The organism is Dyadobacter sp. HNCC25DJ185 (assembly GCF_056895195.1).
In genome coordinates this window covers 93,774-115,630 of the sequence record NZ_JBXHAR010000009.1, presented here as the reverse complement: position 1 = coordinate 115,630, position 21,857 = coordinate 93,774, and the positions used below count along the sequence as shown (strand labels likewise).

The following is a 21,857-nucleotide window of genomic DNA, read 5'->3' as shown; positions in this document are numbered from 1 at the left end:
TTTATGGTATCATTTTGATTGTTGATAATGTAGCCTCGGGATAGTTTACCCTAGGCTTGGATATATGAGAAGGAAGTTAAATGAATGATAGTTGATAAGAAAATTACTTTGATCAATTCTGTCATAGGTTTGTTGTGCATGTTTGTAAATGAATTTTTCCGATTTATGTTAGTTTGAAAATACAAGTACTTTAATCACAGGACCATTTTATATCAAAATGACCAAAGCCATCGTCGCTTACTTGATCACCATTATATACGACTTTGTATTGTGATTCCGAAGGCGACTTTCCCTGAATTTCGATGCGACTGGATATGCTGTTATTTTCCGAGAACAAGTAGGGAACTGATTGATTCGGATCAAAATAAATCAGATTGAGCTTTTGTAGATAATTTGGTTTATTGTCATATGTATGATAGATAGAAGCCGCCAGAGACGCCTTTCCGGTAGTGCCTGAGTTATAGGTCTCCTGCTTGATGAGGTTACTTCTATTGTCATAGAAAAACTTATCTGACCGCAACGGCAGAATAACATGTTCAATTCCCGAAGGGTCCACGCGGGTTTTGACAACCTGCATTGAATCGGGATTTTTATTTTTGCTGTAAAAAATTTACAAGCTAAAATCAGTTTATCACTTGGACCTCCATTAATGTCGTACTGGCGACCGTAAGATTTTATCGTCTGCAGATGGTCTCCATCATAGCCATATTCGGCAAACAATGTGTCACCGAAGGTGTATTTTTCATTACCAACTACTCTGGTTAGACGTCCCTGACCGTCGTGATCATACTTCACTTGAATTTCTTTGGAGCCAGCTGTTGTGGCGCCGATAAGGCTTTTAGTATTGTCGTATACAAAATATATCGGTACTGAGTTTTCCATAAACGAAAGAAGCCGACACTTTTCAGAGCCGTTGGACGGAGCGGTTTCATTAGTGCAGGATATTGCACAGACTGACAATAAAGCTGTTGCAATAACAGACACGGACAGAATTGTTTTCATCTTATTCATAGTGTGAATTATTATTTGAAGTTTATTTCTAATTAGTTATTTGCTGTTTGAATAAGTATTTTCCCTATAAGGACCTTTCGTTAATAGCTCACTTAGGAAATCGAAGTTTGAATGTGCCCATAGCGCGGTCAAATGATCGTTTATTTTGGTCTGGTATATTATAGTATCCAAATCTTAGATCTCCTATTCTTGTTTCTTTCCAATTCTTTCCCGCGTTAGTTTTCGAAAAAACAGTTGTGTCGGAAGGAAAAAGAGATTTATTTTTGCCTTGTAGCCCTATTGCATGATAATTAATTGATGCTATACCGATCGCACTTGAAAGATAAATCATAGAAGAATCTCGATACCAGTAGCGATGCTCTTCCCCTTCTCCACCTGTGGAAATTCGCACTAGCTTGGAGCTTGACGGGATAGTCATTGATGCAAGATATGTCCCACGAATCGAGTGGTACCTGAATTTTACTTTGTGATCCCTTTGAACTTGAATGCAGGAGACCATTATGATTATCAGGGAAATAGAAGCTGAAATTTTCATATAGGGAGCAATTTTATTTTTTTAATGTTAAAGTAACTATTCAAATTTGCCCTCTGTTTTCAAGTCTTTTATTGAATATTGTATGCTATCAAGAGGCGACTCTATTTTTGTTTTATACCAATTTTTCCAGGACCATTTTATGACTTTTATTGAATCACCTACTACTTTTGATTTATATATTTCATCTTCATCGCAATACCCAATATATTTCCTGAATTTGGAGGAATCTGTAAGATAATAGGTTTGTATGCTACCCATTAAAACGCCGCCATCGAAGGGTTCAAATCGTTCTTCATATATCCCACCTCCCACTAAGTGCGTTTTTAATGAATTTTTCTTCCCGAAGAAGAAATAGGTATGGCATTGCTTCGCCAAAAAGCAAAAAGAAATAAATAAGAGAGTATTAATGATTATTTTTTTCATGTTCGGCGTAGTTCATCCCAAAAGTCGTGTATTGATAATCGTCAGGTTCATCTCCGTATGGAGCTTTTAAGCCAAAATAAGAGCTATATTCTCGGGTTGCCTTACTCCACTCTCCTATAACGTAGTCCTTCCCATACTGTAAAATGCCTGCTGCATACCAGAGTGTATTACTAGAGTAGCCGTCACCTCCTACATATTTTCCTGTATATCCATAATTTAAATTGCCAATATCTGAACCATCCTTGAACCTGATTTGTCTTTGAGCTCCTCCCATGGAATAATTAAATGTGAAGGATGTCTTTGTATTATTGTCTTTTTCGTATGCTGCAGTGGATCCAAAAATATTGCCTTTTTGAGCATTTGCATTTTTGTAATCCCACTTTCCACCAGGCCTTACCGCGTTTGCAAAACCGAATGCCCCCATCGCCTGTGCAGCTCGTTTATTATGATTTAGTAAATTAGGCAGTATTTGACTAATGTCTATTGATTTTCCAAACTCGCCTATTTGGGTGAGTTTCCCCTTTCTTCCCTGCTGATAAATGATATTATCGCCACCATACTGTCTCTGAACAACGCCTCTATTATTGACAATCGTAGTATCTCCCAATGGATCGGTAAAGCGGACAGGATTGTTGTTCATAGCCACATATAGGCTCATGGACTGATCTGGCTTAGGGTCGATTTGCATCCAACGGCCAATAAGCGGATCGAATCCTCTGAAATGCGCCTGATAAATTCCGGTTTCTGTCTGTCGCTCGATGCCATTATACAAATACCGGTTCACCCAATTCTGCACCTTCGGCAAAGCCCCGTCGCGATTGATACTTAACCCAAACGGATAATAGTCCGTCCCCTGCAAAACCTGTCCTTTGTCGTCAAAAACTACCCTGACATTCCCGAGATGATCTTTAAGAGTATATTCAAACTTCAAAACTCCCTTCCTGAAAACCGCCTGGCCTTCACTCAAACTTACACGGTCTAAAACATGAGCAGCCCCAACTTGCCGATATTCGAAGTGGCCTGCATATTTGAATGTGACCGTATCGGCAATGTACTTATGCTTCGTTCCCGCCGCATCATAATCGTAAGTCAATGTCTTGCCTCCAATGGTGACCGTCTTGGGCAAATTCAGGTAATTATAAGTGAAAGTCGCGTTTCTATTTCCATCGCTGGTCATATTTCCATTTGCATCGTAGCTATAATTGCTAAGTCCACTTTTCGCACCCAGATTGCTGCCGGAGCCATCATTCAGGGACGACAGCCGGTTGCCGAGGTAACCATAAACCAGATTATCTACTACCGCGCCGCTTCTGGTCAATGTCTTCAGGTTTCCATTTTTGTCGTAGGTAATGCTTTTCTCGGTTTCCAGATAACCATTAAGGCCTGTAGAGCCTAGTAACCTGTTTGCTCCGTCATAGCTGAAGCTCAGCCCCTTTGTAAATGCTGCTTCATCTTTGTCGCGCCATTGCATTTGGCTAATGTTTCCATTTGTGTAACTGTTCCCGTTGTCATAAGCCAGTCCGTACCCAAAGAATGGGAGATCGGCCCCGTTCGCTTCTTTTTTGTAAACGGTTTTCCCGTCAGTGACCCAGCCACGAATGTTATAGGTGTAGTCAGTTCGTCTGAGGTAATTGGTGCCGTCAGCGGAATGAAACCACTTACTCTTCAATTGTCCCAATGCATTGTAGCGTTGCGCAAGTGTAAAAGCCTCCGCGACGTTCGCTCCACTGGTAACTTTTTCCTTGATGCTCAAAAGCCGGTCGGCATGGTCGTAAGCAAAGGTTGCCAAATGGACATTGGTAATATTGCCAGGTAAAAGTTGCTCCGTTTTCTGCTCATCGGTTACCGGCGCAAGGTCGTATCTGTATTTCGTCGAAACCCGTTCAATCGCGCCTGCGCCCAGATCGTACAGTTCACGGGTTGTCTGGATGGTCCTATACTCGGCGTCATAATAAGTGACGGCCGTGAGCCAGCTTCCTGCTCCGCCGCTCCCCGGGAGCATTCTCGTCCGTCCACCGGTGGTTTGGCCCTTCACATTCAGGTTATTGGAGGGGTAGTACATTGAAGTATAAGACAGGTTTCCGGCCTTGGAAAAAGCATAGTCATCATAAAATGCAATGGTCAGGAGATTTGCTTCTGCAGCATTTTTGGGAGCAGTTTTATCCAGGGTATAACCCGCCGTGACACTATCGCTCCTTTCCTCATGATGTTGTGTATTGGCATCCACGACAACGGACCAGCCCGTCCGGGTAGCGGCTGATGTGATTTCACCTGTTATCACAGGCCTGTCCAGTGCATCGTATTTCGTAAATGCCCAGACACCGCGCTGCTGCTGGTTGGGGTCGCGGGACAGAGCTTGTCTGCCGTACTGATCATAAACGTATTCTGTTTTGCCACCTCCCGGAATGTTCTTAGCGATCATTCTGCCACGGTCGTCGTAATCATAGGTGAAAGCATGGTCTGTGAGCGAAGCAGCGTCCTGATAGTTAGGCTGCAACACTGCGCGGAGCAGGCCCAGATCATCGTAAACATAATAAGTTGAAAGTGTGGCCTGGCCGGAAGCGATAACCTGCCTGCAGATCATTTGGCCCAGCATGTCGGTGTATTCGCTGGAAACATTGCCTTGTTCGTCGGTAAATTGTGTGTGGATGAGTGCACCCGCTGCGTAATTGCCAATCAATGCAATGGTGTTGCCTGCCGGGTCATAGTCATATCGTTTTACCTCCGAAGCGGTGTTGACCTTGTATTTGACCGTGGAATTGGCACTTTTATTCCCAGGTTCCCGCTGGTTCGATACCCGGCTCAATGATGAGGGTTCGAAAAATGTTTCATGATAGGGTTTTCCCAAATCAGCCGCTTCAAGACCTGCATTGTTGGCCGTGTACCAACTGGCAGCCGCGGAAGGTGCATTGGACTGATACGCCCCATTTCCACCGGAAACATACGGCAGATATTTCTTGATAATCCTTCCCGCTGCATCATATTCAACTGGTTCTACGAAATCCTGGCCTGATGGGCTCTGACCGACAGTCACGGTTTGAACAGGCCTGCCCAAGCCGTCAAAGTACCGGACCTGGGTAACCACTTTGCTGATATCGTCGGGATTGGCACCGGATTGTTTGTAGGTTTTCTTGATGATATAGTTACGGGTATTGGTCTGCTGTGCGTGTACATACGGGAAGAAGATGCAAAGTATGCATGCGAAAAGGGTATTTTTCATCTCTGTGATTTTAGTGTGCAAATGTTTACTGTTTTACAATGCGATGGCTGCTGATGCTGCCGTCCGAGTAAGTGATCTGTACCATGTACAAGCCCGATGCGATCGATCTGATGTCGATACTTGCTTTCCAAGGTGTATGCAATACCTGCTTTCCACTGACATCATAAATGGAGATACCGGCGATTCTTTCGGGAGCTTCCGTACTGATATTCAGTTCGTTGGTTACCGAAAGCGGGTTAGGATATAGCGTAACCTTGCCACCCTGCCCGAAAACCACGTTTCGGATACGGCTGAACGCATAAGTGCTATCCAGGCGGTCCGCCGCGCGGTCGACCATCTTCAGCCTGTAAAGATTTTCTCCTTGTAAGGGATGCTCGTCCACGAAGGAGTAAGTCTGCTCTTCCTTGCTTTCCCGATGGGACGGGACAGAACCGATCTGCTGCCATTGCTTTCCATCGGAGCTGCGCTGAATATCGAAGCGGTCGCTATTGGTTTCATTGGTCGTTACCCAGGATAGATAGGCCTGCTTTTCCCGGGCTGCTGCGAGGAATTCAACCAGCGTGACCGGCAAAGCCGATTCGGCTATGAGCAACAATGGCGGCGGTGAAACAGCGCCAGTGGCGCCAATGGACGGGCACTCAACAACCTGACCTGCATCATTATAGCAATAGTAAACACGCACAGGACCAGCAGCATTATTAGAGCGCTGATTTTTGAGCCGGTTGAAATTATCGTATTCGTAAAAGACCAGCTTGCCATTCGCGTCCTGCATGGTTTCAGCACCAATGGCGGGCTTGTAGTCGTAGACGGCTGACTGACTGATCGCCGCACCATCGGCAACTGTGCTCTTTTTTAGCATATCTGCCTTTCCAGCATCTGCCAGGCCATAGTATTCCAGCTTATTTACCAGCCCGTTCTGCTGTTTGTAGGTAAGCAGGTTGCCCCGCGCATCGTAGGAAAGGAATTCAATATCGGTATTGAAAAAAGATGCGCTGGCCAGCTTGGTCTGTACTTTTTGCGGTTGATACGATCCCGAGAAAAGGTCATATGCAATAGAAGTCGTTTTGATAGCCATCGGCGCTGCTTCGGTGCCCGTATACTTGAATATCTCCCGGACCGGGCCAATGATATTTTTGGCAACCATGGCTGTGCTGATCGGATCGGCTAGGTTGGGAGGGTACTTGTACCAGCTCTTAATGTTGCGCCCGCGACTATCATTTTGGCTGGTAATATAAAGTTGTCCATTGGGCCAGTAGGTGTAACCTAGCACAGAAGGGGCAACTGCCGCTGCATTGTCCTGATCGTAAACGTAATTTACAGTTTCTGTTGTAAGATACTTGCGGCAATCGATCAGATAGGCTGTGCCTTCAAATACGGCGTTCTGCGTGCCGCACAGAAACGTAACTTGAGTCTTTACGGACCTTGCCGAGTATTCAGGTAGTCCGCCAACCAGATTATATATATGGGTGGTTTTAGAGGCAATGTTTCCGTTTTGAAAAAAATGCTCTTCTGACAATTCTTTCCCCCGCATGAAAGCCTTGTTATTGTAAGGCTGATAAGGTGTTGTACTTGGTTGTAGGAAACCTGCCGGTGCTTCATCGCGGTAGCCGTTGTCGAAGTTAGAATATTCATGTACAGTCCACCCCTCTGTTGACGACCGCTCAATGACCTTGGAATAACCAATGTGCGATCCCATGGAGTTTTCGGAAGCGGGCAATACAGACTGGGTGGAGAATATCTCCTGCTCAACGGTGATGTTGTCCGCATCTGGCAGCGGTTTGTAATCAGGCCAATAGTATTGCGCCTTTCCCCCTAAAATACCGCTTGATAGTGCAGTTGCCGAAGTGTCCGGACTGGCGGGATTAAAGGACGCTAAATAGTAATACTTTTTAATGACCATCGGGTTTGCCAGACCTGGATCGTAACTGTGAATTTCCTTGATCCGTAATCCGCCTGCCATCTGATTAGATGCATAAGAATCTTCTCCTTCCCATCTTCTCAATTTCACTTCTTTTGCATACTTGTGCGGCTCAAAACGAAATTTTGTGATTCCACCGGTAGGGTATTTGATCTGTAACAATGATCCGACCCTGTACATATCTTCATTTGGGTCAGGGCTACGGTAAGTGCTTCCATAGGTGCCCATGGCATTGAAGTCGTTGCCGGTATTGATCAATTTGCCATTGTTGAAGCCCCAATGATCGGTGTGCGATTTGCAATATCCTGGAAGGGTAAAGCCATTGGTAAAGTAGGTAAATTCATAGGGAGGGAGCTTAGTCAAATTGTATCCGGACTTTTCCTGGACTTTCTGAAGCATCAGCCTTTCGGTTGCAAGGTTGTTGTAAGTCAGTTCAAATTCCTTAATGGTAACGCCGCCACCATTTTGAATCTGAATTTTATCCAGCTTCCGCCATTTGAGTTTGGAAAGCAGCTGCGTCAGTGTAGGATTTCCGCAACCGTTGGGGTAATTATTGGGAGCTGGATAGTAGCAGTCATATAAGAATGTCAGGAAATCCAGCTTGGAATAATTATCAAGAATTTTTTTGTTTACGTAAGTCGTGAACAGGTCATCAGTGAAGCGCAGTTCGGTGCTTTCGCTGGATAGGAACTTTACCTTAAAATTGTCTGCTGCGATCTCTTTGAGATAGATCGGTGAAATCAGTTTTCCATTATAAGGGCCATATTGTCCTATCAGTGAAGACCAGTTTTCGCAACCAAACCATTGACCTCCATTAATTCTGGATAGCTTGTTATATACGGAGAAGTACATTTGATTCACCAAATCCCCTCTTTCATAAGTGAAGTTGATGGTTTGTCCGGTTTGGCGTTTGATTGATTTCAAATACCATCCATTACAAACCCAGGTATCTGTGCCCTGCTCAAAAAAGTCGATGCTGTATTCCATATACGCCACGTCGCTTCCTCCAAAAGTGTATTCGGTACCATACTCATCTGTAATTGTGAATCCCTGAAAGTGCTCCATATAATGGCCCAAAACAGACCATGGATTACCGTTTTTGACGCTTCCGGGTGGTGTAAACGGCGTGAACAAATGAATGTTCTGGGTTGCAATGCGTTCTACTTTTACATGTCGTTCACACTGAACTTTCCATTTCCCGTCGCTTCCCAGATAAAATTTACCTGACAAGCCCGGGAGATTAAAAACGTACTCGTCCGGTTCCGTATCGATGAAGCTGCCTGTCTGAGAATTCGGGTCTACTTTGGAGATGGTGAGGGCCGTTTTTTTGATGGTGTCGGGTAAAGCCCAGTTCGGCCCATTGTTAACAGGATAGTTGAAGCGATAACCCAGCTGCTCGAGCGCAGTGCCGGGAATGTTAAACTCGTCGGGGCCATCCTTGATGGTCCTGGTAATGGAATAGTTTGTCGATAATCCAAAGTTGAGACCCGTCCACCCGGGATGAATATCGGGCCTGATCCCTGCAGCATCATAATTTAGAGAAATAGGGATTTGAACATTGCCATCGGAAATACTATAAAGATCAATATTGATGGATGCCTTACCAGTGTACGGAGACACTGCGATTTCACCGTATGAGCCCAATGTTGCAGCATTAGGGCTTTGGACCGTTTTAGGCGCTTTGGGGATATTTTCCTGAGCTAAAAGTGTGAATACAGGGCTGTCGGGAGCCTTGATACTGTCGATTACGGGTGATTTTATCTGGGCGAAACTCTGGCTTGTAATGATTAAAAGAAGGCAAATTCTGACATGGGATTTTGTTTTCATGCTGATGACATTCGGATAGAGTTGGGACATAGAACAACTATCCTGACCTGAAAGCCAATGCGTTTAAGCGATGAAGAACGTGAGCAGAGGTACCTCTTTATAGTTTCCTGATAATGATACTAGCAGTAATGCTTTCGGAGCTGTCGCCGTACCCGAGGGAAAGGTGCACGGCAATGGCCGATTCGCTGTTTGCTGGCTCGTGCGTGATCTCGGCAAACCTATGTATTTTGTTTTCTGAAGATTGTAGTACAAAAGGTGTATTTATTTAAAGGAATTTTAATTGGCTGATAAGCAGTAAGGTAGAAGAATGTTGTCCGTTCAATAAATGATTTCGCCCTGTCGATCGCTGGTTCTGTTGGCGGCACATGCCTGCAACTTTTAGTAACCCCAGCTAAACCGTTTAAATTTATTCACGTTTTGTATGTATAATAAAAACCATTTTACATACATTTACGTAATTAATGCCGGATATGAAGGATCCAAAACAGCAGCATCATCCGCCCGACTGGGCGCAGCGATTTGTGGAATGGTATTGCAAGCCCGGGCTCGTGGAGGACCTGACAGGGGACCTCAACGAATATTTTGACCGGAATGTACGGTCCGTCGGCCCGCGTCGTGCGAAGCTGATCTATGTGATCGATGCCTTGAAGTTCTTCAGAATTTATACCGTGCGAAAACCAACATTAGCCGACCTTTTTATCAACTGGATCATGATCGGAAACTATATCAAAACGTCGGGGCGCAGCCTGATGCGCAACAAAATGTTCTCGTCCATCAATATAGTGGGCCTGTCCATCAGTATGTCTGTCGGGTTACTGCTGATTGCGTTCGTGCTGGACCTGCGTTCGTACGACAGGTTCAACAAACATGGTGACAGGATTTATCGTATCACCAACGTAGCGACTTTCAAGGGCGAACAGGGAGGTAAATATGGGTCCACATCGATAAAGACAGGTAAAGTGATCCGGGAGAAGGTTTCCGGTATCGAAGAAGTGGCTATTATGCGCAGTGATTTTTCGCAGGATGCAAAAGTGGGTGACCATGTTCTTCCCGTCAAGGGTTTCTGGGCAGAACCGTCGCTGTTCAGGATGTTTACCCTTCCAATGCTGGAAGGAAATCCAGAAACAGCTTTGCGCGATCCCTATTCGGTCGTTCTTACCGAGACGGCCGCGAAAAAGCTGTTTGGCAATCAGTCGGCGCTCGGCAAGTCGGTCAGGTTCGATACGCTCGATTACCAGGTAACCGGTATCATGAAGGATGTTCCCTTCTTCTCGCATATCAAGTTTGAAGCGCTGGTATCGTTGTCGACGGCCCGGCAACTCAACAAGGATGACAAGAATTTTGAGAAATGGGGCAGCATGTGGTCCAACTACGTATATCTCCTGTTACCCGAAAATGCCGATCGAGCTTCCACTCTGGCTTCTATCCAATCGCAGCTCGACACGATTGCAAAAGAGGAAAATCTTGCCGAGGAAAACATAGAGATTCAGCTCGAACTTCTGCCTTTGTATGATATTGTTGTCGGAGAAACTCTCCATTCCGGCTCCATGAGTGGCTCCGTGAACCCTCACGTGTCAACAGTGGTACTGTGGGTACTGGGCGGGCTTGCTTTGGTTGTGATATTGTCGGCGTGTTTCAATTATACCAATCTTTCGATCGCGCGCGGCATGCGCCGCTTCAAGGAAGTAGGTCTTCGTAAGGCAATCGGTGCCGGGAAGGGCCAGGTACGTCAGCAGTTCCTCGCGGAGGCGGTCATGATCTCCCTGGCAGCGCTTTTTCTTTCATTCTTCCTGTTTCTTGCCCTGCGGCCGCAGCTGATCAGGATGGCCCCGGAGCTGCAGCGCACAGTGAAACTCGACCTCACGCCCGCTACGGTCGTCGCTTTTATCGTCTTGGCGATCCTCGTCGGGATGATTGCCGGCTTCATGCCTGCCACATTCTTTTCGAAAACCAGCGCGATCCATGCGCTTAAGAATGTTTCGACAGTTAAAGTATTCAAACATGTAACACTCAGACGCGCCCTGGCCGTAATCCAATACACGGTCACATTGATCTTTATCACAACAACCGCCATCGGCTATGTGCAATACAAAAACATACTTGCATTTGACCTGGGGTTCAGCACAGAAAATATCCTGAACATTGATACGCAGGGTAATAAACCCGATGCATTTCTCAAGGAACTGAGCGAAATCCCCGAAGTAACCGCACTTTCCCGATCCTTAATCATCACCAGCGTAGGGAATGCCTGGGGCGGTTATATAAAGTACAAAGATTCCCGCGACTCAGCGCTGGTTATGACCAATCATGTAGATGAAAACTATTTGCCGCTGCATGGGTACAAACTCATTGCCGGGGAGAATTTTATCGCACGGCCCGCTACGGCCGAGGCTGCCAGCGAAGTGATTGTGAACCAGCAGTTTTTGAAACGGTTCAACATTGCCAACGGAGATCCCGCGAAAGCGATCGGGCAGGTCGTATCATTCAGTAACTTCAAAGTACATGGACGTAAGATGAGCATCGTTGGTGTGATCAAAGACTTTCACTATGGCAAGGTCGACAATCTGATCGGGCCGGTTGCATTGATGCCCTGGGCGCCAGGGGACAGGGCAATTATCAATGCCAAAATACAGAGTTCCGATATGCCGGCGACATTGGCCAGGATCGGGTCGATATGGAAAAAGATCGATCGGGTTCACCCACTTGAGGCCGAATTCTATGACGAAGCCATAGCAGACGCTTACAGCGAGTTTTCCTCCATGATCAAGATCATAGGTTTCCTGTCGCTCCTCGCGATTTCTATTGCCTCGATGGGTTTGTTCGGGATGGTGGTGTTCACTACCGAGACAAGACTGAAAGAGATCGGTATCCGTAAAGTGATGGGTGCCAGCTCAGGCAGTCTTATCTATTTATTGAGTCGCGGTTTTCTGTTGCTCCTGTCGCTATCGGCATGCATAGCCCTGCCGGTAACTTATCTTTTTTTCAATCAATTCGTGCTCACAAAATTCCCTTATCATACACCTGTGCAAATCGGTGAGCTATTCATTGGGTTGCTGGCGGTGCTGGTCATCGCAATCATGATGATCGGGTCTCAGACACTGAGGGCTGCGCGGAGTAATCCTGTGGAGGTTCTTAAGAGCGAGTAGGGGAGCAGCCGATCTGTATAGCTTTTGCCGACATTATCTGAACAGGTCGATTACATTCGAAATCCATTCTCTTTTTTCATCATTTTTATTGCCATTCAGCTTCTTCAAGTCGGTAATCAGGTTCAGATCAATTGTCGTCCATGTAAGGCTTCCAAAGGACGAGGTTGACCTCTACTGGTTTATTTCCGCTAAAACGGCCCGGGTTCATGAACGTTGTTTTTCTAAGTTCCGGAAAATTCGGTCACCGATTTTTATCCAGCCCTTATTCATCACCAGATAAGGAATAAAGTTGCGCAAACCCTTAAATCCACTGTGTTCCAGGATCAGCGAAGTTCCCCCGTCTTCCGGTTTTAGCGTCCAGGTTACCTTCGAATCCAGGCTGATCTTCCCCTTCCAGCCGCCTTTCCAGCTATAACTTAGGCGCTCAAAAGGAACAACTTCCAGCACCTGGCAGTAAATTTTTCCATCAAACCCGAACTTCGGGCGCGGTAATGCGGTGAAGGTAAAACGGTGACCAACCACTGGCTGAAAATCGTTTGGCATCAGCCATTCCGTTAACAACACCGGATCGGTAAGGTAATTCCAGACGACCTCCGGCGAATGGATGTAGAACCATTCGTGATGTATTGTACGCTGCATGATAGGTAACTTTTAGGTTACGCAAATGTAATGTGTAACTTTCGAATTACCTATTGGGGGATGATATTTTTGAGTCGCCCGTGTTTATTGGTTGGCATTAAAATCATTTGGATACGGAAAACCTGCTCTGCAGGCTGTAAAGCTGAACTGCATTCAGGAGGTATCGACGAATCGGATTTGCTCATAGTCGTTGCTGAATATCCGGTGTATGTGTATATTTTGGGAAAAGTCCAGCCCTTGCTATCCTTTGAAATATGGTGTGGTCAAATGATAAACTGACAATAGCATCACAAACAGAAATTTTCTTGGATTCTGTCAAAGAAGTTTGCCCTTCATTTACCGAACCTGAGCTTTCACTCTTTGCATCAAAGCTTAGGTTCACCGAATTACGCAGAAAGGACCTTTTCTTGAAATCCGGCGAAACTCAAAAACTGCTGGGCTTTGTCACAAAAGGGTTGATCCGCTCTTTCTATATCGACCAGGATGGAAATGAAAGGACTGTGGGTTTTTATCCAGAGGGGGACTATGCCACGCATTACCCTGCTTTTATTACCCAGCAACCCAGCCGGTATTCTATCCAGTGCTTAGAGCCAACTACATTTGCCTGCCTGTCGTTTGAAGACCTACAATGGATTTACGGGCAATCTCAAAACTTTGAAAAATATGGACGGTTAGTCGCCGAAGAAGTCCTCGCGCGGCAGCAGGCCCGTATCGAGAGTTTTGTTTTTCAGACCGCTGAGGAGCGTTATCTTGGCTTTATAAAGCATTACCCTTCCTTATTCAACAGGATTTCGCTGTCCCATCTTTGCAGCTATCTCGGCATAGAGCGACAATCCCTTACCCGTATTCGTCAGAAAATTACCCACAAGTAGTTTTTGACACATTTGTGTCAGGCACGCCTTCCCTTTGCAGTCCACCTTTGTAGTGTCAAAATCAATATGATACTGCAATGGAAAAGAAAATATCACCTGCACTCGGACTGGCAAACCAGGCCGCTGCACTCATTAACTCAAAAAGGAGTTTCAAGATCCACTTAGTTGTTTTCGTCGTCACAACCCCGGTTATCTGGCTCGTGTGGTACCTCACAGGCAGCCATGATCCATGGCACATCTGGGCAGTAGCGGTATGGACAAAAGGACTGCAGATGCATTTCTTACGAGCCGTCTTGCTCAAATCGAAAATTTTTCTAAACCTGAAATTATGGATCAGCAAAAGATATTCAGGCGCGTGGTGACCGTGATTTTCCTCACACTTTTTTAGTGATTTACTTCCTTCTCCTGCGGCTGCCGGCCGTGGTAAATTTGGCTTAGAAAACAGCATAACTATTTTAATATAAGTATAAAAATGACAACCTCTATTTTCGAACCGGCGCCAGTCGGTTTGCTGCAATTGAAAAACCGCATAGCTATGGCCCCGATGACAAGGGCGAGAAATGCGGATGGCATTCCTGATGACAGTAATGCCTTGTACTATGCGCAACGTTCGGGTGCAGGACTGATCATTACCGAAGGAACGGCGATTTCGGATACGGCAAAAGGCGTGCTGTACATTCCCGGATTATATACACAGGAACAAGTGGAAGGCTGGAAAAAAGTAACCAGGGCGGTACATGAAAATGGCAGTACGATATTTACGCAGCTCTGGCATGTAGGAAGGGTGTCCCATACATCGAACCAGCCCGGTGGTGCGGCACCTGTCGGCCCCTCCGAAATTCAGGCAGCCACTTCTTTTGCCTGGGGATATGATGAGAAAGGAAACGAAGGATTCGTGCTTTCTTCAAAACCTCGGGCCCTTTTGACCGATGAAGTGAAGCAGGTGGTGAAAGATTTTGCCAATGCAGCCAAAAATGCGATGAAAGCTGGTTTTGACGGTGTAGAGCTGCATGGTGCCAATGGTTATCTGATCGAGCAGTTCCTGAATCCATTTGTAAACAACCGTACGGATGAATACGGCGGAAACATAGAAAACCGGTCGAGGTTCTTATTGGAAGCCGTTGATGCAAGCATAGCGGCTATTGGTAACGACAAAGTGGGCATCAGGCTTACCCCTTATGGCGGCCTGGGTGATTTGCCTCACTATGACGAAATAGAGGCTACATATCAGTATCTGGCAAAAGAGCTAGCAAAAAGGAATATCGTTTATATCCACCTCATGGATCAGCAGTCTAAGGGCAGCCATGCGCTGCCGGAAGGTTTTATAGAGCGTTTTCGCTCCTGGTATGATGGGGTGATCATTCTCGCAGGCAGTATGGACCGAAAAAAATCTGAGCAGCTGATCAATGCTGGAACGATTGATATCGCCGGATTCGGAGAGCCGTTTATCGCCAACCCGGATTTGGTTGACCGTTTGCAAAACAATTGGGAACTAACCCCGCCGGACCGCAGCCTGCATTATGGCTTAGGTAACCATGGCTACACGGACTGGGAAACATATCAGCAAGCTGCCCTGGTCTAAACAGAAATCAAACCAGTTAACATGAATCAACAATGATGAAATACAGAAAATTGTACACTGGGAGCTGCCTGACCGCAGCTTCCTTGTGTGTTTCACACCTGTCTATGGCACAGGTATCATCCGGTGCGGGCGAGTCGCCCAAACAAGCTACTACCTATTTGTTGCCTGATGGTAAAGTATTTCCCGGCGAAAAACTGGACAGTTTGAACAAAGCCTGGGGCGGGGTTTCGTTTTCACATAACGCGGAGGATGATGCGAAGGGCATTGTTCACCTGGTCAGGATAACCGAAGAAATGAAGCGACAGTTTGAAGAAGCAAATACCCGAAGAGAGCAGGCCAAAGCATCTATGCTGAATAAACCGGCTCCTGACTTTAAATTGAAAGATCTTCAAGGAAATCTCTGGAATTTACAGGAGTTGCGTAGTAAAATCGTGGTACTCAATTTCTGGTTTACATCCTGTGCCCCGTGTGTCCAGGAAATGCCGGAATTAAACGAATTGGTGAAGGCTTATGAGGGCAAAGATGTCGTCTTTCTGGCTTTGACTTTTAACAGTGAGGACCAGGTCAGGACATTTCAAAAGAAACGCAACTTCAACTATGCATTGTTGCCGAATTCAGGCGAGGTCGATCAAAAGTACCAGGTCGGCTCATGGCCAACCAGCATGGTAATTGACCAGGCTGGTGATATAAAAATGATCATGAATTCGAGTCCGAAAGTACGGGAAGAGATCGCGTCTGCTGTCAATTCTCTGCTGTAAAATCCAGACACGTAAACAAGAGAGGCGTATAACGGTAGTTGTTATACGCCTCTCTTCGATTGGGTATTCACTTACCTGGCAAGCTGATCATGGATAAAGCTTAACTCTTCTTTGCTTAGGCTGATCTCGGCAGCGTGGGCGTTGCTGATCGCCTGTTCTTTGTTTCTCGCTCCTGCCAATACCGCGGTGATGCCCGGCTGCAGGGTTGTCCACCTCAGTACCAATTGGGAAAGCGATACTCCTTTTTCCAGGGCAATTGGCTCGATCCGTTCCAACAGGTATCTTACTTTTTCAAGGTCGAATTGAGCAAAGTAGTCGTTACGGTGGTCGCCGGATTTCAAGGTATCTCCCTTAAAAAATTTACCCGTCAGCAAGCCTCTTTCCAGCGGGCTGTAAGCGATAATACCGATATTGGCTTTGATGGCGGTCGGGATCACTTCCGATTCAATTTCCCTTTTCAGCATGCTGTAAGGCAGCTGATTGGACGCCAGTTGGATGGTTTTCTGAGCTTCCAGCATCTGAGCATTGCTATAGTTGCTTACACCAGCCGCCAGGATTTTCCCCTGATCGATCAGAAGCTGTAAAGCCTCCATCGTTTCGTCGATAGGCGTCGAGGAATCAAACCAATGAAGTTGTAACAGATCGACATAGTCAGTCCCCAGCCGCTTTAAGCTCTCTTCGGCTTCCTTGATCACATTGGCTTTTGAGGCAAACTTGTAGATAGGATAAATTTTACCTTCATTTTCAATGTCGAACATAAAATCCCCTTTACCGTTGTTACTGCCATCCCAGACCATCCCGAATTTGGTCAGTATCTGTATTTTCGAGCGGTCCATTCCTTTGATCGTTTCGCCAATCAGTTTTTCGCTGAGGCCAAGCCCGTAGAAAGGTGCCGTGTCCAGGGTGGTAACGCCGTGGCTTAGTGAAGCCGTGATCGCCTCCTGCGCTTCTTTTTTCTCTGTTCCGGCCCACATGGTGCCACCGATTGCGAAGCTGCCGTAGGTTATTACTGATAAATGAAGATCAGTGTTTCCCAATTTTCTGTATTCCATACGATTGAATTTCTATTGTTGGTATTTGACTTTTAATATCCGGTTCGATCAACGTTTTACGAGCCATTGTTCCACCGCTCTCGAGAAGTCGGCTACGTCAATGGGGTGTCTGCTGGTGATCAGGTTACCATCCGTCACCACCGGTGCTTCCTCTACGATACCGCCGGCGTTTTTCAGATCGACCTGGATATTCCAGTAGCCGGTCAGTTTCTTCCCTTTCAGAATGTCCGCAGATGCCAGCACAACAGGAGCATGGCAAATGGCAGCAATGAGCTTCCCGGATTTATTGAAATCCTGGATGAAGCGGATCACGTCTTTGTCGTAGCGAAGGTTATCCGGGTTCCAGGCACCGCCTGGAATAAATACCGCATCGTAGTCGCCTACTTTGACCTGGTCCGCCGTGCGATCCACTTTTACCCAACCCACAGGTTGCAGGTACTGTATCGCCATGATATGTGTTTGGGCCATTTCTGGTTGGATAAGGCCATATCTTGCAGGCGCGGGGTTGTATTTGGGAGCAACAATGTCGACCTGGGCGCCCAGTTCCCGGAAGTACCACACCGGCCCAAGCAATTCGATTTCCTCAAAACCATCTGCGGCGATTACCGCGATCTTTTTGCCCTTCAAAGCCGACTTGTCTTTTACCGGGGTAAAAAAGAAGGCCCTGAGTGCTTCGTTTCCAGGCGCATTGAGTAGTTGCGATACCGGCATGTTGACAACTTCCGTGTGGGATGCCAATTGATTTAATACTTCCAGTTCATGTGATTTGATTTGCCCGGCACTTACTTTAACCTGGGCATTGGCGTTCAACAGAGCAAGCGTGCTGATGACACCTGTCAGTACAATTTGATTAACCGTTTTCATTTTTGAGTTTTTGATTGTTTGTAGTATTTATGAATTGTTTTACCCTGTTATTCCCGGGTAAGGGGTGCAAATTCGATCAGTCTGTGAATGCCGGCTTGGAAGGGTTGTTTTTTGATACTGGTTTCCAGATAGTCAATCACCGGCAGTATGGGAGGGAATTTCAAATGGTATTGAAAAGCATCTTCGCCCCTGAACTTTTCATACGTCACAAATTGGGTGCTGTCTTCTTCAAGCTGGGAAAGCTGATAGGTGACGACACCGGGCTCACCACGGAATTGCGGCATGGCGGTATGATATACCTTTTTAAAGTTATCCTCCGTCCCGGCTCTGGCATCCACGAAAAGCATGATCGTGATCGGCTTATCATTCTTCTTCGGAACAGTGCGCCACTGCTGTTTGGAAAGTGGTTCCAGGTCTTTCGCATAAATGACTTTTGCAGGTTGGACCAGCACTTTTTTCGACATTGATTCGATTATTCTGAACGGTGGTCTTTTGCTGTTTTCTTCGAATTCATTCCTATTTTCCCACCTTTCGATGATCCACATGACGGAACGATTTTCCTCCTCATAATATGCCTCAGATAATATATTGCCTTTCTGACGCAGGGAGTGACGAACGTACTTCCTTGCCATTTTGCGGAATGCAGCCCGATGTTGCCGTTTCACTTCATATCGGGTTAATCTCGCCACTGTTTCAGAATGCTTCGCAATCGGTTCTGCTGCTGAAGCGCCCTTTAAATCCTGTGCTACCAGACCCGCATGGATCATGCAGCATAACATGGCTATACCGAGCACGACGGGCATTTTTGCAATTGAAAATATTTCTGTTGTTTTCATGGGTGTTTTATTTCTATCGAGGGATTTAGCGCGACCAGTCGTAGGGCCAACTGGTCGTGCTAACTTTTGCGCTATTGCTTAACACCCGTTTCCTGTCCGATTTGGAGCAAAAGATCAGACACTGCGTGAGGCTGAGCCAGAAAGGGAGAATGGCTTGTATTCACCTGATAAACTTTCTTAATGCCCGCCGCGGCAATCATTTTGTCCTGAAACCCTGGCGTAATCACGATGTCCTGCAGGGTTTTGATGTACACCTTTTCTACCGATCCGAAACCTGCGCTGGTCAGTGTTACCGTGTTGCCAAATGGAATCGCCGGCTCTGCCCGATAGTTCGCAAGAACCTGATCTTTTGCGGCTTGGCTGCCATCATTAATGAAAAGGTAAGTCAGTTGATCGCGTTTTACATCGAGTGTTAGTTTGTCGTCGGATTGAGTCAGCTGAGGTCCAAGTTTCGAATTTGGGTCGCCCATCGAAAGTTCGCCAAGGCTTTGTCCGGAGGCAGGTACAAATGCGCCTATATATACCAGCCGGCTGATTTTCTGAGGAATCTTCTCGGCGACACTGGTTACGACCATTCCGCCCATGCTGTGTCCTACCAGGATTACTTTGCCATCCATTTTTGAGATCGCCTCGATCACTTTATCGCGGTAAACATCCAATGACAGCTGATATGTCGGCGTTTTGTCGGCGCCGTGACCAGGGAGTTCAACGACCACCACTTTGTTACCCTTATTGGTCAGGTCCGACTTCACAGCGTCCCATACGTAAGGGGCTTGCCATGCGCCGTGTACCAGCACGTAGGTGTTTGGATTTGCAATCACATTGTCGTCATCAGTGGAACATGATGCAATGGCAGATACTGCGAACGCTGCAGATAGCAGCGATAAAATTGTTTTTTTCATTTTGTTTTTAAATTGAGTTGTTACATAAAATGGTTAAAGCAACCTCCTGATCGACTTGGGTTAATGGAGGTTGATGATGCAAAGTTGGGCTATGAAAGGAAGGTATACCTGACACAAATGTGTCAAAATGAGTACGGGCATTTTTGAAAAAATCAATAATTCTGGTGGGATTTTAACATGAAGACAAAAGGTAACCCTACCCATTAGACGTTGGGTCGAGTATGCACTTGGCGGTCAAATTTGTTTATGCTATTTCTTAAAATAGTCGGCTGTGCCATTGATCCAATCTTCCCGACGGGGTGCAAAGAAATCGAGGTCAATGGTCCCTTCTTCCAGACTTGTAAAACTATGGGGAACATTTGACGGAATGAGCACAGTTTCACCGGCCTTAATAATCATCGCGGTATCTCCGATAGAAGCTTTTACGCTGCCTTTCAATATAAACGAGTATTGCTCATTTGGGTGACTATGCACAGGGACTGATGCGCCCTTTTTCATGACGAAATAACCAAACGTACCATTGGATCCGGACTCGGACCGCAGTGTAATTCCATCGGAAATTGCTTTTGCTTCCATACGTTCAATAACCAGGTGTTTCAGCTGCTGGGCTTTTGCATTTACCCGCCCGAATAAAAGGCAAAACAGACAGGCTGGTACTGTTAAATTTGCTTTCATAAGCATTCATATTTAGGTGAGAAAAAGATAAGCTAATGCAATGCGACGAGCGGAATGATCGCTAAAATTCAAAGATTTCGTCCAGCTCAACGATATGTACTCCTTGTGTGAGCGTCTTGGGTGCCTTAGCCATTTTTCCGGCGAGCGTCGACGTCGATATAGGCCGGTATTTCCTGAACAAACCCAAGCGGCTTAGAAAATTCAACGGGCCGGCAATGAGGCGTTCTCCCATCCGATCGGTATGTTTCCGCAACAAGAACCCCGGCTTAAAAATGATATACTGATCAAATGCAAGACTGGCAATTTGCTCTTCCAACTGACCTTTGATCCTCAAATAAGACACATTACTTTTTGACAAAGCGCCGTAGGAGGAAAGCAGTACCACCCTGGAAATTCCATTTCTTTTAGCAATGTGCGCGAACTTGACCGGGATTTCATAATCGATATGCCAGTGTTTCTCCTTAGAGCCAGCTGCTTTGAGGGTGGTCCCCAGGCACGAGAACCATACATCTCCCCGGATTGCCGCCGCCGCCTCTTCGATCTTCTCAAAATCAACAATGAGCTCGGATAGCTTGGCATGAATCACACCGGTAGGCCGCCGTACGAACGCCACCACTTCTTTGTACTCAGGATCCTGCAATAAGACATTCAGGAGATCCATACCGGTGGCCCCCGTTGCTCCAATGATCAACGCTTTCATATTTTACCAATTTTTGCTTTACAAACTGAATGGACAGGGTGTTTCAGAATTTCACATGGACGCAGGCCGGTGGCTCATCGGGTAGAGTCTGCTCAGCGTTTCGCGGCTGATACCAAGATATTCCGCGATATATTTTTTGGGGACCTTTTTTACGATATTGGGATAGAGGCTTTCGAATTCTTCATAGCGTTGACGTGGGTTATTGGAAAGTAAAGAGATAATCCTGTGCTGCTGCACCGAATAGCCTCTGGTTACCTTCATCCTGAAAAAGTGCTCCATTTTGTGCAGTTGTGAAGCCAGCTTTTCCTTTGCCGAAAGCGTAAGGCAAAGCACTTCGGCGTCCTCCATGCAAACAATATTGATCTTTGATTCTGCATGATCGAAAAAGGCATTGTAATCCGAAAGCCATGAATTTTCCGGTGCAAATTGTAGAATGTGTTCCTTACCTGCGCCGTCGACGTAAAAAGCCCTGAAAATTCCTTTGGTAATCCAGTAATCACAGGTTACAATATCCCCGACCTGTATCAGGTATTGGTGTTTCCTGACTCTTTTTCTGGTCAGGAATGTCTTGACGTATTCAAACTCATCGTCACTTACCGGTACGATTTCTTCGATATGCTTTCGCAATGTGTCCATGATTTCAAGTTTAACTGTTCGTTTAGCAGGGTTGATTTTATACCGTCAAAGAGGTACGCTTTCACCTTTATTAATCAAATGCTATGCCAAACATCAAAACATTGAAAATCAAAACTTTAAATATTATCCTAAGGGAATTCTAACACGATATTTCGCCATTTACTGAGAACTGAAAAGTAATAAAGCAAGTCTGTTTGAGTGCCTTCGAGAAGATTGTAATTTAAAGATACTCAATACAAAATCAGCCGCTTAGGAAGCTCA

The 21,857-nt window shown here is 46.0% G+C and carries 17 protein-coding genes; 5 read left to right on the top strand and 12 right to left on the bottom strand.

Annotated features, from left to right (window positions below; translation table 11 throughout):
- Positions 1–190: 190 nt before the first annotated feature.
- From AC1XUF_RS24490 to AC1XUF_RS24475, 4 genes are all read right to left on the bottom strand, one after another.
- Entirely contained in the window at positions 191–577 is a 387-nt protein-coding gene (locus tag AC1XUF_RS24490) for a hypothetical protein (RefSeq protein WP_483344490.1), read from the bottom strand.
- Between the two features lie 1,005 nt (positions 578–1,582).
- Entirely contained in the window at positions 1,583–1,969 is a 387-nt protein-coding gene (locus AC1XUF_RS24485) for a hypothetical protein (protein ID WP_483344489.1), read from the bottom strand.
- Positions 1,950–5,189: a DUF6443 domain-containing protein gene (locus AC1XUF_RS24480; RefSeq protein ID WP_483344488.1), complete on the bottom strand. Its 3,240-nt coding sequence runs from the start codon at positions 5,187–5,189 to the stop codon at positions 1,950–1,952. Before AC1XUF_RS24480 ends, AC1XUF_RS24485 begins: the two co-directional genes overlap by 20 nt.
- Before the next feature lie 25 nt (positions 5,190–5,214).
- A complete protein-coding gene (locus tag AC1XUF_RS24475) occupies positions 5,215–8,934 on the bottom strand; it encodes a T9SS type A sorting domain-containing protein (RefSeq protein WP_483344487.1) in 3,720 nt (1,239 codons plus the stop codon).
- A gap of 470 nt (positions 8,935–9,404) precedes the next feature.
- Between AC1XUF_RS24475 and AC1XUF_RS24470 the strand changes: the two genes are divergently transcribed.
- Complete coding sequence (locus AC1XUF_RS24470) at positions 9,405–12,080, top strand: ABC transporter permease (RefSeq protein ID WP_483344486.1); 2,676 nt, start codon at positions 9,405–9,407, stop codon at positions 12,078–12,080.
- 204 nt (positions 12,081–12,284) lie between these two features.
- On the opposite strand, the gene AC1XUF_RS24465 is transcribed toward AC1XUF_RS24470, so the two are convergent.
- Entirely contained in the window at positions 12,285–12,719 is a 435-nt protein-coding gene (locus tag AC1XUF_RS24465) for an SRPBCC family protein (RefSeq protein ID WP_483344485.1), read from the bottom strand.
- A gap of 305 nt (positions 12,720–13,024) precedes the next feature.
- On the opposite strand from AC1XUF_RS24465, the gene AC1XUF_RS24460 reads away from it, so the two are divergent.
- The 4 genes from AC1XUF_RS24460 to AC1XUF_RS24445 all read left to right on the top strand — a co-directional run bounded on the left by AC1XUF_RS24460 (position 13,025) and on the right by AC1XUF_RS24445 (position 15,931).
- Positions 13,025–13,591: a Crp/Fnr family transcriptional regulator gene (locus AC1XUF_RS24460; RefSeq protein ID WP_483344484.1), complete on the top strand. Its 567-nt coding sequence runs from the start codon at positions 13,025–13,027 to the stop codon at positions 13,589–13,591.
- Positions 13,592–13,668: 77 nt separating this feature from the next.
- Entirely contained in the window at positions 13,669–13,953 is a 285-nt protein-coding gene (locus tag AC1XUF_RS24455) for a 2TM domain-containing protein (RefSeq protein ID WP_483344483.1), read from the top strand.
- Positions 13,954–14,063: 110 nt separating this feature from the next.
- On the top strand, positions 14,064–15,173 hold the full coding sequence (locus AC1XUF_RS24450) for an alkene reductase (RefSeq protein ID WP_483344482.1): 1,110 nt from the start codon (positions 14,064–14,066) through the stop codon (positions 15,171–15,173).
- A gap of 32 nt (positions 15,174–15,205) precedes the next feature.
- Positions 15,206–15,931, top strand: a complete 726-nt coding sequence (locus AC1XUF_RS24445; protein WP_483344481.1) for a peroxiredoxin family protein — start codon at positions 15,206–15,208, stop codon at positions 15,929–15,931.
- Between the two features lie 71 nt (positions 15,932–16,002).
- Here AC1XUF_RS24445 and AC1XUF_RS24440 read toward each other — a convergent pair whose 3' ends face one another.
- From AC1XUF_RS24440 to AC1XUF_RS24410, 7 genes are all read right to left on the bottom strand, one after another.
- Complete coding sequence (locus tag AC1XUF_RS24440; protein WP_483344480.1) at positions 16,003–16,983, bottom strand: aldo/keto reductase; 981 nt, start codon at positions 16,981–16,983, stop codon at positions 16,003–16,005.
- A gap of 48 nt (positions 16,984–17,031) precedes the next feature.
- Positions 17,032–17,847 (bottom strand): DJ-1/PfpI/YhbO family deglycase/protease, encoded by an 816-nt coding sequence (locus AC1XUF_RS24435; protein ID WP_483344479.1) that lies wholly within the window; start codon positions 17,845–17,847, stop codon positions 17,032–17,034.
- A gap of 47 nt (positions 17,848–17,894) precedes the next feature.
- Entirely contained in the window at positions 17,895–18,683 is a 789-nt protein-coding gene (locus AC1XUF_RS24430) for an antibiotic biosynthesis monooxygenase (RefSeq protein ID WP_483344478.1), read from the bottom strand.
- A 71-nt stretch (positions 18,684–18,754) separates the two neighbouring features.
- The gene (locus tag AC1XUF_RS24425) at positions 18,755–19,585 is read right to left on the bottom strand and encodes an alpha/beta fold hydrolase (protein WP_483344477.1); all 831 of its coding nucleotides are present in this window, start codon (positions 19,583–19,585) and stop codon (positions 18,755–18,757) included.
- Between the two features lie 249 nt (positions 19,586–19,834).
- Complete coding sequence (locus tag AC1XUF_RS24420; RefSeq protein WP_483344476.1) at positions 19,835–20,260, bottom strand: cupin domain-containing protein; 426 nt, start codon at positions 20,258–20,260, stop codon at positions 19,835–19,837.
- 61 nt (positions 20,261–20,321) lie between these two features.
- The gene (locus AC1XUF_RS24415; protein ID WP_483344475.1) at positions 20,322–20,960 is read right to left on the bottom strand and encodes an NAD(P)H-binding protein; all 639 of its coding nucleotides are present in this window, start codon (positions 20,958–20,960) and stop codon (positions 20,322–20,324) included.
- A gap of 51 nt (positions 20,961–21,011) precedes the next feature.
- Entirely contained in the window at positions 21,012–21,596 is a 585-nt protein-coding gene (locus AC1XUF_RS24410; protein WP_483344469.1) for a Crp/Fnr family transcriptional regulator, read from the bottom strand.
- Positions 21,597–21,857: the final 261 nt, after the last annotated feature.